This window comes from Pseudomonas khorasanensis (genome assembly GCF_014268505.2).
Taxonomy (GTDB): domain Bacteria; phylum Pseudomonadota; class Gammaproteobacteria; order Pseudomonadales; family Pseudomonadaceae; genus Aquipseudomonas; species Aquipseudomonas khorasanensis.
This window is the reverse complement of sequence record NZ_JABWQP020000014.1, coordinates 46,314-59,561: the sequence shown is the minus strand read 5'-3', so window position 1 is coordinate 59,561 and position 13,248 is coordinate 46,314. Positions and strand designations below refer to the sequence as shown.

Here is a 13,248-nt window from a genome sequence, read left to right as displayed (position 1 = left end):
TCTCCAGTGGGGCGGCGGAAAAATGAGCCGCTGTGATATAACACCGGGCTGTTTCCCCTACAACTGGAAGAGCCTATGAAAGCCAAGGCTGATGTACCTTTCGTGCCGCTTAATATCGCGGTGCTGACTGTCAGCGACACCCGAACGCTGGAAACCGACACCTCCGGCCAAGTCTTCGTCGATCGTCTGACTGCAGCGGGCCATGCGCTGGCTGAACGTGTGCTGCTCAAAGATGATCTTTATAAAATTCGCGCGCAAGTTGCCAACTGGATTGCCGAGGATGTGGTTCAGGTCGTGCTGATCACTGGCGGCACCGGTTTCACCGGGCGCGACAGCACCCCCGAAGCGGTGGCGTGCCTGCTCGACAAACAGGTCGACGGGTTCGGTGAGTTGTTCCGCCAGATTTCCGTGGCCGACATCGGCACGTCGACCGTGCAGTCCCGAGCACTGGCAGGCTTGGCCAACGGCACGCTGGTGTGCTGCCTGCCGGGTTCGACCAACGCGGTGCGCACCGGGTGGGACGGCATCCTCGCGGAGCAGCTGGACGCCCGTCATCGTCCGTGCAACTTCGTTACTCATTTGAAGCAGGCGGCACCTTGTGAATCCCGTGGGTAAGCCGGGTAAAACCGGTAGCTTGATGCCCGTCGAAGCGGCACTTGAGCGTTTGCTTGAAATGGCCGATGCGTCGCGCATTGTCGAATGTGAGTACTTGCCGCTGGCTCAAGTCGAAGGGCGCGTATTGGCGCAAGACCTGGTCTCGACGCTCGATCTGCCGCCGTGGCCTAACAGCGCGATGGACGGCTATGCCTTGAACCTGCCTGACTGGGAAGGCGAGCCGTTGCCTGTCAGCCAGAAGGTGTTTGCCGGCCAGTCGCCAGCGCCTTTGGAACCCGGTACCTGCGCGCGCATTTTCACTGGCGCACCGCTGCCGGCTGGCGCTGATTGTGTCGAGATGCAGGAGAACGTAGAGGTTCAGGCTGATGGCCGTGTGCGTTTCACCGAGCCGATGAGGGCAGGTCAGCACATTCGTCCGCAAGGCCAGGAAACCACGGTCGGCGAAGTGGTTCTGCAAGCGGGGACCCGGTTGGGACCAATTGAGCAGGGCCTGGCCGCGTCATTGGGCTGTGCCGCTCTGAACGTAGTGCGCAAGCCGCGCGTGGCGGTTTTGTCCACCGGGGATGAACTGGTTGAGCCAGGGCAAGCCTTGGGGCCGGGGCAGATATACAACAGCAATCGCGTTGTATTGTGCAGCTGGCTGCAGCGTCTGGGGTGTGAAGTGATTGATGCAGGAATCCTGCCGGATGATCTGGACGCGACGCGCAGCCGGCTGGGCGAATTGCAGAAGGTCGATCTGATTCTTTCTACCGGCGGTGTCTCGGTCGGTGAAGCGGATTTCCTCGGCATTGCGTTGCGCGAAGAGGGCGAACTGGCGCTCTGGAAGCTGGCCATCAAGCCTGGCAAGCCGTTGACGTTCGGTCACTTTCGCAACGTGCCGGTCATCGGCTTGCCTGGCAATCCCGCTTCTACGCTGGTGACGTTCGCCTTGCTGACACGGCCTTATCTGTTGCGACGTCTGGGTGTCGAGGCCGTCGAGCCACTCAGGTTTGCCGTGCCGGCGGGCTTCGTCTGGCCGGTGGCCGGCAGTCGTCGCGAATACTTGCGTGGGCGTCTCGAGCAGGGGCGGGCAATCATTTACCGCAACCAGAGTTCGGGTGTGCTGCGCAGCGCTGCGTGGGCGGACGGACTGGTGGAAGTGCGAGAGGGCAGTACGCTGATCGAAGGCGATGAAGTGAGTTTCATTGCGCTGAGTGAGCTGCTGGGTTAGCCCGCTTCGCAAATGCACGCGTCGGCTGTTGCAGGCGACGCGTGCAGTCATGCATTCGGTTAGTTGCTGATCAGTGTCACCAGGTGGTCGAGTCGGCTGTTGGCCACCCATCCCAGCAACCCCAGCAATACAGCGGTTGCTCCCGCCGAATAAGCCAGGCGGTGTTTGATCGTTCGGACATCATTCAACACTTCGTCCATGTCGCGACGCATGTATTTGAAGTGAGTGTCCAGCTCACTGACACGGGATTCCATATCAAATTCTCCGGTGGGCTTGGCGCTGTGACAGAAATCGGTTTTTTTGCTGGCACGACTCTCGCCAAGAGCGGCTACCGGGCTCATCGTTGCCTTGGCTTCATGGTTCTGCATGAAAGTACTCGCCGACCGTATCAGCTACACCCTTGCTGGCTTTTATATCTCTTGATTCACTAAAAGAAATCCGTGGGTATGGGTTCATTACCGGCACATCCTTGTGTTGTTGGATTGATCGTAAGTGCTGCCGGCACACGGTGACCCATTGGCCTGAACGGGTCAATTAAGCCGATTCCTCTTGTTTCGTAAGAAAAAATACAAGCTCTGTAGGACGACGGCCCATAACGGCTGAATTAATTGTAATTCCTGCGGCTATTTTGTGATGCACAGTGGTCAAGATGTCTCAACCGATTCAATTCTTGGAGTGACGTTTATGAGTGAGCGCCGGGCACTGTTGATTCTGCATGGCAAACAGGCACTCAACGAGGATGTTCGCGCAGCCGTCGAAGCCAAGCGCGAGCAAGGCTGGGAGCTGGCTGTCCGGTTGACCTGGGAGGCCGGCGACGCCCAGCGTCTGGTCGAGGAAGCGTTGGCGGCCGGTTACACGAAAATCATCGCCGGCGGCGGCGACGGCACCTTGCGTGACATTGCCGAAGCGCTTGCGTTGCACCCGCGCGAAGCCAGTCTCGCACTGTTGCCGCTGGGCACCGCCAACGATTTTTCCCGCGCCGCCGGCGTTTCGCTGGAGCCAGCCGAAGCCCTTGAACTGCTCGACGTTTCACCTTCAGCCATCGATCTGGGCGACGTGGGTGGGCAGATCTTCCTGAACATGGCCACGGGCGGATTCGGCAGCCAGGTCACTGCCAATACCTCGGAAGACTTGAAAAAGATTTTGGGCGGCGCCGCGTATCTGTTTACCGGGCTGTCCCGATTCAGCGAACTGCATGCCGCTTATGGCGAGCTGCAGGGGCCTGATTTTCACTGGAGCGGCGAGCTGCTGGCGCTGGGCATCGGCAACGGGCGCCAGGCGGGTGGCGGGCATATCTTGTGTCCCCATGCGCTGGCCGATGACGGGCTGCTGGACATCAGCATTTTGCCGGCACCTCAGGAACTGGTCGGCACGTTAAAGAACCTGCTCAGCGACGGTTTCGGCATCGACAGCATGTTCGTCCGCACCCGCTTGCCGTGGGTGGAAATCAAGGTGGCGGAGGGGCTCTACATCAATCTTGACGGGGAGCCGCTGGAAGGCGAAAGCATGCGGTTCGAGGCGCGTCCCGCGGCGTTGCGAGTCCATCTGCCGAAGGACTCGCCGCTGTTGTCGAGCAATGATGCGATCAGTCATCAAGGCTGATGATCTGTTCGCGTACGGCGAACAGCACCAGCCCCGCTACGTCGTAAATTTGCAGGCGTTTCATGATTTGCGCGCGATGGGTTTCAACGGTCTTGACACTCAAGCCCAGGCCATTGGCGATTTCCCGGGTGGACTTGCCCCGTACGATCAACCTGAGGATCTCCAGCTGTCGCGCCGTCAGATTGTGTGAATCGGCAACGTCCGGCTGGTTTTTCTGATTACGGGTCAGCGCCTGGGTGATTACCGTGTGGGCGATGGCCGGGCTCAAGTAGCGCTCGTTGTTGCGCAGGGCCTCCAGCGCGTGCTCAAGCTCAGTGGCTGTGGTGTCCTTGAGCAGGTATCCATGAGCGCCGCATTCCAGCGCCTGCATGATCAGCGCCGGATCGGTGTGCATCGACAGAATCAGCACTTTGCTTTGCGGGCGGACGCGTTTGAGGCGTTGCAGCGCTTCCAGCCCGCCGGTTTCTTTCATGGAGATATCCAGCAGCACGATATCAGGGCGCAGTTGCTCGACCATTTCGAGCAACTGTGAGCCGTCATTGGCCTCGCCAACAACTGCGTAACCGGGAATATCCAGCACCAGAGCGCGTACGCCGGCCCTGATCAGCGAGTGGTCATCCACCAGAAGTAAGTTACAAGTCAACGCATAACCTTATTCGTACTGGCCCGTTCGAGTGCCCGAGGCGCCCAAGGGAAAAGTGCTTCGATTCGAGTGCCTTTGCCCGGCTCGCTGACGACGCTCAACGTGCCGCCGAGTTGTTCGATGCGCTCGGCCATGCCGGCCATGCCGCGTTGGCCTTCTCTTGCCGGGTCGGCCGCCGGGGCGAAGCCAAGACCGTCATCGCTGATCAGCAGGGTCAAACCTTGCGGCAGACGCTGTACCCGAATCAACAGATTTTTTGCCTGTGCGTGTCGCAAGATATTGGTCACAGCCTCCTGAGCGATGCGAAACGCTGCCACGGCCATTTCCTCGGGAATGCCATTGAGTCGTTGCTGGCAGTCGAGACTCCAGTTGACCGACGTATTGGCCAGCGTCTTGAGCAGGTGCGCACGCAAGCTCGCTTCAAGGCCCAGACTGGTCAATTGACGCGGATTGAGGATGGCTGAGACGTCACGCACTTTGGTGAGGGTTTCCTCCAGCGTGTCGCAGAGCACCGTGCAGTGTTCCTGAAGATCTTCCGGCAGGCGTCGCTTGAGCCACTCACTTTGCAACTTCGCGGCTGTCAGTAACTGACCGATATCGTCGTGCAATTCGCGGCTGAGGCGATGACGTTCGTTTTCCTGAACCTGCAATAGTCGATCGGCCAATTCTTGCGGCTGGAACTTGATCGACTTGCGCGATAACCGGTATTGCACCCAGACGCAGGCGGTGGCGGCTATTTCGAGTCCCAGCAAGCCCAGCGGGACGCGCGCCGAAAAAGCGTAGGCCAGCAGACTGCCAAGCGTTGCCGCGATGCACAGGATGAGTGTGAAGCGGCGAGCGTTTTCCCGTGAGGGTGGCCATGTGGTGATTGACTTGAGACTGGCGTACATAACGGATGGAGCCAATGGATGTTCGCTGCGGGCAGACCGGCCGATGGCTGGCGGTCTCTGTCTGAAATACTGTCAATTATGCTATTAAGTTAAGCCGGCTTGGATAAACGGTCATTGAAGGCCTACTTCGACGGTATCGAAGTCTGGAGTCACTGTGCCATTAACTTGAATACAACTAACGGGCGGCATAATACCACTTAACATACCGTCGGTCGCGTTTGCTATATATGTCCTTTCAGTCAGAAAATACGTGCCATTGGACGCAAGTTCCATAATGGAAAAAGTTTGGTTTTTGTATTCGGACAGCTTTGAAATACCTGCAGTGGCTGATACTGGCACACAGGGAAAACCCTGATAGCGCTGCAAGAAAACAATCGTGAATCGGGTCTGATTATCTGAATGAACTTGTCGCTGGCAGGTACGAACCATTCAATTACGACAGCGACGCGTCTCTCGCGTCAGACCTGACGCGCCGAAAACGTCGAAAGGGGCAAACGTTTGCTCGCCGGCTGAACCTGATTCTGGCCTACCTCGGCCGCAAAAGCCTCGAGCAGGGCGGCCTGTTCGCTACCGTCAAGGCTCAACTGACCGGTTTTATGATCGATCAGTTCGAGCTGCCACGCCATCAGGGTAAAGCACTGTTTCAAGGCCTGGAGCGCCTGTTCATGCAAATCCACCTGAGGCTGCGACAAATCCAGGAGGCTGTAGATGTGCAGGGAAAACTCCGAAATCGCCTCCAGGGCCAGCGCTTCGGCCCGGCCTGAGAGTTTGAGCAGGTTACCGCGCATGCAGTCGATCGCATCCTTGTCGTTACTGATCAATTGCAGGTGGCTCACACATTCTTCGGATTTCGCGAGGAGCGTTTGAGCCTCGACCAGAAATTCGGGGAAGCGTTGCGCCCAGTCTTTACGGTCGATTGGCATGTTTATGTCCACCACGTCGTGTTGGTTGACGGATGGCCATGTGTGGCGACGGTGGTGAATCGTCGGCAGATCGCGCCGGGTCGTGCAGGTGCACCGACCGTGGGGTTCCAGGGGATGGGTTGCCACTGAATTGCGATCGCACACAAAAGCCTGACTCCGTTCATGCAATGAGAATGGCGTCACAGTAATGGCTATTGGAAATGGCGAATATCAGGTTGGGCCTGATTGCTCCTAGGGGAATCCCTGAGGCGCGGGAACCTAACGCGCAAACCGAGGTCGCGCCGCATTGAAGGTAGCAGATGAAATCACTGGCGCCAGTAAAGCATGATGTCAGTGTGACATCAACGGTCGTTTGTGGCATTTTTGCTGGCGCGTTTGCAGTTATCAAGATTAGCTGAGTGCAGCCGATAAACCCTCATAGTGAATTTTCAGAACAAGCCCAGGAGTCATTGATGGCCGGCATTCTCGACACGGTAGACCAACGCACGCAACTGGTGGGTGAGAATCGCCTCGAAATCCTCATGTTCCGCCTGGCCGGTCGCCAGCTCTTCGCGATCAACGTGTTCAAGGTCCAGGAAGTGCTGCAACTGCCGAAACTGACGCTGATGCCTCAGCGTCACCCGTTTGTTTGCGGCGTGGTTAACCTGCGTGGGCAAACCTTGCCGGTGATCGACCTGTCTCAGGCGATCGGCATGCGCCCGCTGGTGCCAGGCCCGAACAGCACCATCATCGTCACCGAATACAACCGTTCGGTGCAGGCCTTCCTCGTCGGCGGTGTCGACCGCATCGTCAACATGAATTGGGAAGCCATTCTGCCGCCGCCGGCCAGCGCGGGTCGTCAGCATTACCTGACCGCCATCAGCAAAGTCGATGATCAACTGGTGGAAATCATCGACGTTGAGAAAGTCCTCGCCGAAATCGTCCCGTACAACGCCAAGGTGTCGCGCGAGAAACTCGAAGATCCGGTGTTGGAGCGTGCCCGGGGCCGTGAAGTGTTGCTGGTGGACGATTCCAATGTGGCGCTCTCGCAGTTGCGCGATACCCTCGGTCAGCTCGGGGTAAAAATGCATATCGCCAGCGACGGTCTGAAAGCCTTGAACATGCTCAAGGCCTGGGCCGACACCGGCGTCAACATGACCGACAAGCTATTGATGATCTTCACCGACGCAGAAATGCCGGAAATGGACGGCTACCGCCTGACCACGGAAATTCGCAACGACCCGCGCTTGCGCAGCCTGTATGTCGTGTTGCACACCTCTTTGTCGGGCAGTTTTAACGACTCGATGGTCAAGAAGGTCGGCTGCGACAATTTCCTGTCCAAGTTCCAGCCGGACAAACTGGTCGATGTGGTGCGCCAGCGCCTGATGCTCGATGCAGTGCCGGCCTGAGACGTCGGCTTGCTCCCGCACTTTGATTCCATGACGCCGCTCGTATAGGGTGGCGTTTTTCCATCAGGAAGCTGGCCATGCTGCGTCTGAGTGCGCTTTATCGTTACCCGTTGAAATCCGGCAAGGGCGAACTGCTGCACAGCATCGAGCTGGATAAGCTGGGGCTGGTGGGCGACCGACGCTGGATGCTGGTGGACGAGGCCAGCGGACGCTTTCTGAGCCAGCGTGCCGAAGCGAAGATGAGCCAGTTGTCGGCGCTGTGGAATCCCAGCGGCGGTTTGACCCTGAGCGCCCCTGAGCAGGGCTCGATCGAGATTCCCGTACCTGCTCAAAACGCTGACCTGCGCGGCGTGACCCTCTGGCGTGACACTCTGCGCGTACCGGACGCCGGTGAAGAGGCTGCGCGCTGGGTCAGCGATTTTATTGGCAAGCCGACGCGTCTGGTGCAAATGCCGCTGGAGCGTGCGCGAACCACGCAATCGGGTTTTGGCAAGGATGACGATCAGGTGGCATTCGCTGACGGTTATCCATTGCTGTTGATCGGCGAAGCCTCCCGGCTGGACCTTTCAGAAAGAGTGGGGCGATCGCTGGAGATGCTGCGGTTCCGCCCTAATCTGGTGATCGAAGGCAGCGCGGCTTACGCCGAGGATGGCTGGAAGCGCATTCGCATCGGCGATATCGAGTTTCGCGTGGTCAAGCCCTGCGCGCGTTGCATCATGACCACCGTCGACCCGCAGACCGGGGAGCGCAGTGCGGATCGCGAGCCCTTCGCGACGTTGCAAAAACACCGCGCCACGGCGGATGGCGCCATGTTCGGGCAGAACCTGGTCAACGACGGCACCGGACGCCTGGAAGTCGGCATGCCGGTGGAAATTCTGGAATAAGCGGTAACGGGAATAAAAAATGCCCGTGTCGTTGGACACGGGCATTTTTTTGCGGTTTGAAACCTGCGGATCAGCCGCGGTATTCGCACAGGTAAGCCGTATCGACAGCGACTTTCAGCTGGAACTTGCTGTTGGCCGGAACATTGAACTGGCTACCGGCGGCGAAGGTTTCCCAGTCGGTGCTGTCCGGCAGCTTGACTGTCAGAGCGCCGGAAACCACGTGCATGATTTCGCGCTGGCTGGTGCCGAATTCGTAATCGCCCGGGGCCATGACGCCGATGGTCGCCGGACCTTCAGCAGTGCCAAAGGCGATCGACTTGACGGTGCCGTCGAAGTACTCGTTGACTTTAAACATGGGCGATTCCTCGAAAAGGGCTTAAAAGGGGGCGGCCAGTATGCACAAGGCTTTCAACCTCGTCACGCGTCTATAGCGGCAGAACCAGTGGCAACAACCGCGCGGTATTTCGGGCATCTTCCAGGGCACGATGTTGCTGTCCGCAAAACTGCATGCCCGCCAGTTGCAACGCACCGTTGAGCCCCAGCGGTCGTTCGAGGCGGCGGGCCTTGGCGAAGCGCTGTTTGAGGTTCATGTGCGGGACTTTGCCCAGGCCGCTGTCGATGTTCAGACGTTGCCACTCCTGCAGCAACTGCTGGCGATCGTAACCACCCCAGCTGGCCCAGCCCTCAAGACGGGTTTGATGCTGCGCGAGCCAGCGTTCGAATGCCGGCCAGACCTCGGTCAACGGTTGTGCCGAATCGATGTTGGCCTGGGTGATGTGCGTCAGTTCACGACAGAACGGCGTCAGCAGCGGCCGCCGGGTCGGTCTGACGAAGCGCTGGAAGTGATCCTGCTCGCGTCCGGCGCGATCAACCAGCGTCGCACCGATCTCGATAATTTCCATTTCGGTGACCGGCCAGCCACCCTCGTCTGTGGTGGCTTCCAGATCTATGACCAGCCAATGGGGCATCGCAGGGTTCCTGATTTCCGCGTTCTGATTTATCAGAGCGTAGTCAAACCCCGCGCTTGTGTCTGGGCGACTACTCGACCTGCAACAGAACCTGACGATTTTTTACCTGATCGCCAACCTTCACTTGCACCCGTTTGAGCACGCCATCGATGCCGGCTTTCAGCGGGTGCTCCATTTTCATCGCCTCAAGTACCACCAGTAACTGGCCCTTGCTGACCGTACTGCCTTCGCTGACCAATACGTCGACAATTGCACCGTCCATCGGTGCTTTCAGGGTGCCGGAGGCGACGCTGGTCTGACTGCCGATCAGCGCATGAGTTCGATCCTCCAGGCGCAAGCTGCCGGGATGTGTGAACAGCCAAAGCTGTTCGGCCTCCAGACGATAGGCGTGGCGTTGGCGCAGACCGTCGACTTCCAGCGTTATCGATTGCGTTGTGTGATCGATGACTTTTACCGCCAGCGTGCGTTCGCCAATCTGCACCACACATTCGCCGGACTTGCGCGCCAACACTGACAGCGTCCAGTCCTGTTGCTCATTGCCCAGGCGATAGTACAAAGGCACGCTGGCGTTGTTGCGCCAACCGGTCAGCGGCGCGCGATGGGGCAGGGCGCTGGCCTGATAGAACAACACCACGGCAACGGCCAGCTCCTGCGTTGTCGGCACATACGTTTTCAGGCAGGCGTGGCTGGAAAAATGCTGCTGGATGAACGCGGTGCTGAATTGGCCGCTGATGAACTGCGGATGCTGCAGCAGGCCTTCGAGCAATCGCTGATTGCTTTGTACGCCCAGCAGCACGGTGTCCTGCACCGCGCGCAACAACTTGCGCCGCGCCTCTTCGCGAGTGGCGCCGTGAGCAATCACTTTACCGAGCATCGGGTCGTAGAACGGGCTGATCAGTTGGCCTTCGAGCAGACCGTGATCGATGCGTGCGCCGTGCTGCAGCGCAGGCTGCCATGCTGCGACGCGACCGGTTTGCGGGAGAAAGTCGGTAGTGGGATCCTCGGCGTACAGGCGTACTTCCATCGCATGCCCATCGAGGCGGATTTGCTCCTGCGTCAGCGGTAACGGTTGCCCTTCGGCAACCAGCAGTTGCCATGCGACCAGATCCAGCCCAGTGATCAATTCCGTCACCGGGTGTTCGACCTGCAGACGAGTATTCATCTCCAGAAAGTAAAACTGCCCACGCGCATCGAGCAGAAATTCCACGGTGCCGGCGCCGACGTAATTCACCGCCCGGCCGGCCTTGAGCGCCGCTTGCCCCATGGCCTGGCGCAGCTCGGCGGTCATCACCGGGCAGGGCGCTTCCTCGATGACTTTCTGATGGCGGCGCTGAATCGAGCAATCGCGTTCGCCGAGATAGACCAGATTGCCGTGTTGGTCGCCGAACAGTTGCACTTCCACATGACGCGGTTCGATCAGCGCCTGTTCAAGGATCAGCTCATCACTGCCAAAGCCGTTCAGTGCTTCCGAGCGGGCGGTTCGCAGTTGCGCCGGCAGCTCGGTGGCGTCGTGCACCAGGCGCATGCCGCGTCCGCCGCCACCGGCGCTGGCCTTGATCATCAACGGATAGCCGATGCGATTGGCCTCAAACAGCAGGGTCGCGTCGTCCTGCGCCGCGCCCTGATAACCCGCGATGCAAGGTACGCCGGCGTCGAGCATGGCGATTTTCGACAACCGTTTGCTGCCCATCAGTTCGATCGCTTCGGCGCTGGGGCCGATGAAGATCAGGCCGGCCTCGGCGCAGGCGCGAGCAAAATCGGCGTTTTCCGAGAGAAAGCCATAGCCGGGGTGGATCGCATCGGCGCCGCTGCGACGGGCAGCGTCGAGGATTGCCGGGATATTCAAGTAGGACTGCTGCACCGGCGCCGGGCCGATGTGCACGGCCTGATCGGCCATTTGCACATGCAGCGCATCGGCGTCGGCGTCGCTGTAGACGGCGACGGTGCGATACCCCAGAGCCTGAGCGGTGCGCTGGATGCGGCAGGCGATTTCACCGCGGTTGGCGATCAGGATTTTGTGGATGGCGGGCATGGTGGGTTTCCTGAGTTTTTGGCGGTGAATGTGCAAGCGTCTTCGCGAGCAGGCTCGCTCCCACGTTTGGAATGCATTTCGACCTGTGGGAGCGAGCCTGCTCGCGAAGCTTTTAGCTGACCCACCGAGGTTTACGCTTTTGCACGAAAGCCGTGGTGCCCTCGGTCCCTTCTTCCCCCGCGACCGCTTCACTGAACCACTGCGCCGCTTCATCGAGCAATTGACTCGACGGTTGCCCGGCACTCGCCAACAACAATTTTTTGGTCATGGCATTGGCCTGCGGGGCACAACGCAGCACCTGTTGCAGCACCTCATCCAATCGCTCGGCGAGCGCTTGTGCATCCTGCTCGACGAAGTGCACCAGACCCAGACGCTGTGCCTCAACCCCATCAAAACGCGCAGCGGTGAGCGCCAGACGCCGCGTTTCGGTCAGGCCGATGCGTTGCACTACAAACGGCGCGATCTGCGCGGGAAGCAAGCCGAGGCTGGTTTCCGGCAGACCGAACTGCGCCTTGTGATCGGCCAGCGCGATATCGCTCACGCAGGCCAGACCCAAACCCCCGCCGAGCACCGCGCCTTGCAGCACGGTGATCAGCACCTGCGGCGTGTGCTGGGCTTCTTCGAGCAATGCGCCGAACGCACGATTCAATTCGCGATAGGCATCGGTGCCCTGAGCGCGGGCGTTGGCCATGTCCTTGATGTCGCCACCGGCGCAGAAATGCCCGTCGGCACCGCTGAGCACCAAGGCTCGCACCGAGCGATCGGCACGTACAGCCGCCAGCACCGCGCGCAATTCTGCGACCATCTGCAAACTCATCGCATTGCGACTGTCGGGGCGGTTGAGCGTTATGTGCAACACGCCGCCGTGCAGTTCCAGCAACAGCGCCCTGCATTCGGGCAAGGCGCTCATTTCTTTTTCCCCGGCAGGATGCCCATCAGCTTGCAGATGATCCCCAGCATGATTTCGTCAGCGCCGCCGCCAATCGACACCAGTCGCACGTCGCGGTAGGCGCGGGACACCGGGTTGTCCCACATGAATCCCATGCCCCCCCAATATTGCAGGCAGCTGTCGCTGACTTCGCGGCCCAGCCGTCCGGCCTTGAGCTTGGCCATCGAGGCCAGTCGCGTCACGTCCTGGCCTTTGATGTACTGCTCGGTGGCCTGATAAACCAGTGCGCGCAGGCACTCGATTTCGGTTTGTAATTCAGCGAGGCGGAAGTGAATGACCTGGTTGTCGATCAGCGCATTGCCGAAGGTCTTGCGCTCCTTGCAATACTCGATGGTGCTGTCGATGCAGTATTCCAGGCCTTTGATCATGTTCGCTGCGCCAAACAGACGTTCTTCCTGAAACTGCAGCATCTGCATCATGAAACCGGCGCCTTCATGGCCAATGCGGTTGCGTTGCGGTACGCGCACGTTATCGAAGAACACCTGAGCGGTTTCGGAGCTGCGCATGCCGAGTTTGTCCAGGTGCGAACTGAGGCTGATGCCCGGCGTGGTCATCGGCACCATGATCAGCGATTTGTTGATGTGCGGTTTGTCGTCCGAGGTATTGGCCAGCAGGCAGATGAAGTCGGCGCTCGGCGAGTTGGTGATCCACATCTTGCTGCCGTTGATCACGTAGTCGTCACCGTCCTTGCGTGCAGTGGTTTTCAGCCCGGCGACATCCGAGCCGGCACCGACTTCGGAGACGCCGATACACCCGACTTGCTCGCCAGTGATTGCCGGGCGCAGAAACTCCTCACGCAGTTCATCTGAGCCGAAGCGCGCCAGGGCCGGTGTGCACATGTCGGTCTGAACGCCGATCGACATCGGAATCCCGCCGCAGCGAATGGTGCCGAACTCTTCGGCGGCGACAATCGAATAGCTGTAATCGAGGCCCATGCCACCGAATTTTTCCGGTTTGGAAATCCCCAGCAGGCCCAACTCGCCGGCCTTGCGGAAAATCTCGTGAATGGGAAAGCGCCCGGCCTTCTCCCACTCATCGACATGCGGATTGATTTCGTGCTCGACAAACTGGCGAACGGTGCGACGCAGCGCTTCGTGTTCCGGGGTGAAGATCATTATTGTTGTTCTCCGTAAGATCCGTGGCA

At 59.4% G+C, this 13,248-nt stretch carries 14 protein-coding genes; 5 read left to right on the top strand and 9 right to left on the bottom strand.

Going from position 1 to position 13,248, the window contains the following annotated elements:
• Positions 1-75: 75 nt before the first annotated feature.
• Together moaB and HU727_RS22215 are read left to right on the top strand one after the other, a co-directional pair.
• Positions 76-615 (top strand): molybdenum cofactor biosynthesis protein B, encoded by a 540-nt coding sequence (moaB, locus tag HU727_RS22220; protein WP_186533705.1) that lies wholly within the window; start codon positions 76-78, stop codon positions 613-615.
• Between the two features lie 22 nt (positions 616-637).
• The gene (locus HU727_RS22215) at positions 638-1,825 is read left to right on the top strand and encodes a molybdopterin molybdotransferase MoeA (protein WP_186533754.1); all 1,188 of its coding nucleotides are present in this window, start codon (positions 638-640) and stop codon (positions 1,823-1,825) included.
• A 59-nt stretch (positions 1,826-1,884) separates the two neighbouring features.
• On the opposite strand, the gene HU727_RS22210 is transcribed toward HU727_RS22215, so the two are convergent.
• Positions 1,885-2,193, bottom strand: a complete 309-nt coding sequence (locus tag HU727_RS22210; protein ID WP_186533704.1) for a hypothetical protein — start codon at positions 2,191-2,193, stop codon at positions 1,885-1,887.
• Positions 2,194-2,509: 316 nt separating this feature from the next.
• Here HU727_RS22210 and yegS point away from each other — a divergent pair, with 316 nt between their 5' ends.
• Positions 2,510-3,427, top strand: coding sequence for a lipid kinase YegS (gene yegS, locus HU727_RS22205; RefSeq protein ID WP_186533703.1), 918 nt, complete (start codon positions 2,510-2,512; stop codon positions 3,425-3,427).
• Here the strand turns inward: yegS and HU727_RS22200 are convergent.
• The 3 genes from HU727_RS22200 to HU727_RS22190 form a co-directional block, all read right to left on the bottom strand.
• Complete coding sequence (locus tag HU727_RS22200; protein ID WP_186533702.1) at positions 3,411-4,070, bottom strand: response regulator; 660 nt, start codon at positions 4,068-4,070, stop codon at positions 3,411-3,413. The two genes, yegS and HU727_RS22200, sit on opposite strands and share 17 nt — an antisense overlap.
• The gene (locus tag HU727_RS22195) at positions 4,067-4,960 is read right to left on the bottom strand and encodes a sensor histidine kinase (protein WP_186533753.1); all 894 of its coding nucleotides are present in this window, start codon (positions 4,958-4,960) and stop codon (positions 4,067-4,069) included. Before HU727_RS22195 ends, HU727_RS22200 begins: the two co-directional genes overlap by 4 nt.
• Before the next feature lie 458 nt (positions 4,961-5,418).
• The gene (locus tag HU727_RS22190; RefSeq protein ID WP_186533701.1) at positions 5,419-5,883 is read right to left on the bottom strand and encodes a hypothetical protein; all 465 of its coding nucleotides are present in this window, start codon (positions 5,881-5,883) and stop codon (positions 5,419-5,421) included.
• 452 nt (positions 5,884-6,335) lie between these two features.
• Between HU727_RS22190 and HU727_RS22185 the strand changes: the two genes are divergently transcribed.
• A complete protein-coding gene (locus HU727_RS22185) occupies positions 6,336-7,271 on the top strand; it encodes a chemotaxis protein CheV (RefSeq protein WP_186533700.1) in 936 nt (311 codons plus the stop codon).
• A gap of 77 nt (positions 7,272-7,348) precedes the next feature.
• Positions 7,349-8,155: an MOSC domain-containing protein gene (locus HU727_RS22180; protein ID WP_186533699.1), complete on the top strand. Its 807-nt coding sequence runs from the start codon at positions 7,349-7,351 to the stop codon at positions 8,153-8,155.
• Between the two features lie 70 nt (positions 8,156-8,225).
• Here HU727_RS22180 and ppnP read toward each other — a convergent pair whose 3' ends face one another.
• The 5 genes from ppnP to atuD all read right to left on the bottom strand — a co-directional run bounded on the left by ppnP (position 8,226) and on the right by atuD (position 13,219).
• On the bottom strand, positions 8,226-8,510 hold the full coding sequence (gene ppnP, locus HU727_RS22175) for a pyrimidine/purine nucleoside phosphorylase (RefSeq protein ID WP_186533698.1): 285 nt from the start codon (positions 8,508-8,510) through the stop codon (positions 8,226-8,228).
• 70 nt (positions 8,511-8,580) lie between these two features.
• Complete coding sequence (locus tag HU727_RS22170) at positions 8,581-9,123, bottom strand: 3'-5' exonuclease (RefSeq protein ID WP_186533697.1); 543 nt, start codon at positions 9,121-9,123, stop codon at positions 8,581-8,583.
• Positions 9,124-9,193: 70 nt separating this feature from the next.
• A complete protein-coding gene (locus tag HU727_RS22165; protein ID WP_186533696.1) occupies positions 9,194-11,155 on the bottom strand; it encodes an acetyl/propionyl/methylcrotonyl-CoA carboxylase subunit alpha in 1,962 nt (653 codons plus the stop codon).
• A gap of 112 nt (positions 11,156-11,267) precedes the next feature.
• Complete coding sequence (locus HU727_RS22160) at positions 11,268-12,065, bottom strand: enoyl-CoA hydratase/isomerase family protein (RefSeq protein WP_186533695.1); 798 nt, start codon at positions 12,063-12,065, stop codon at positions 11,268-11,270.
• The gene (gene atuD, locus HU727_RS22155) at positions 12,062-13,219 is read right to left on the bottom strand and encodes a citronellyl-CoA dehydrogenase (protein WP_186533694.1); all 1,158 of its coding nucleotides are present in this window, start codon (positions 13,217-13,219) and stop codon (positions 12,062-12,064) included. The genes HU727_RS22160 and atuD overlap by 4 nt, the downstream gene beginning before the upstream one ends.
• Positions 13,220-13,248 lie beyond the last annotated feature (29 nt).

Excerpts from the sequence above, each read along its gene's own strand:
- HU727_RS22195 (WP_186533753.1), bottom strand. The coding sequence starts at position 4,960 with ATGTACGCCAGTCTCAAGTCAATCACCACATGGCCACCCTCACGGGAA.
- HU727_RS22215 (WP_186533754.1), top strand. The coding sequence starts at position 638 with ATGCCCGTCGAAGCGGCACTTGAGCGTTTGCTTGAAATGGCCGATGCG.
- HU727_RS22180 (WP_186533699.1), top strand. The coding sequence starts at position 7,349 with ATGCTGCGTCTGAGTGCGCTTTATCGTTACCCGTTGAAATCCGGCAAG.
- HU727_RS22185 (WP_186533700.1), top strand. The coding sequence starts at position 6,336 with ATGGCCGGCATTCTCGACACGGTAGACCAACGCACGCAACTGGTGGGT.
- yegS (WP_186533703.1), top strand. The coding sequence starts at position 2,510 with ATGAGTGAGCGCCGGGCACTGTTGATTCTGCATGGCAAACAGGCACTC.
- moaB (WP_186533705.1), top strand. The coding sequence starts at position 76 with ATGAAAGCCAAGGCTGATGTACCTTTCGTGCCGCTTAATATCGCGGTG.
- HU727_RS22165 (WP_186533696.1), bottom strand. The coding sequence starts at position 11,155 with ATGCCCGCCATCCACAAAATCCTGATCGCCAACCGCGGTGAAATCGCC.
- atuD (WP_186533694.1), bottom strand. The coding sequence starts at position 13,219 with ATGATCTTCACCCCGGAACACGAAGCGCTGCGTCGCACCGTTCGCCAG.
- HU727_RS22170 (WP_186533697.1), bottom strand. The coding sequence starts at position 9,123 with ATGCCCCATTGGCTGGTCATAGATCTGGAAGCCACCACAGACGAGGGT.
- HU727_RS22210 (WP_186533704.1), bottom strand. The coding sequence starts at position 2,193 with ATGCAGAACCATGAAGCCAAGGCAACGATGAGCCCGGTAGCCGCTCTT.
- HU727_RS22190 (WP_186533701.1), bottom strand. The coding sequence starts at position 5,883 with ATGCCAATCGACCGTAAAGACTGGGCGCAACGCTTCCCCGAATTTCTG.
- HU727_RS22160 (WP_186533695.1), bottom strand. The coding sequence starts at position 12,065 with ATGAGCGCCTTGCCCGAATGCAGGGCGCTGTTGCTGGAACTGCACGGC.
- ppnP (WP_186533698.1), bottom strand. The coding sequence starts at position 8,510 with ATGTTTAAAGTCAACGAGTACTTCGACGGCACCGTCAAGTCGATCGCC.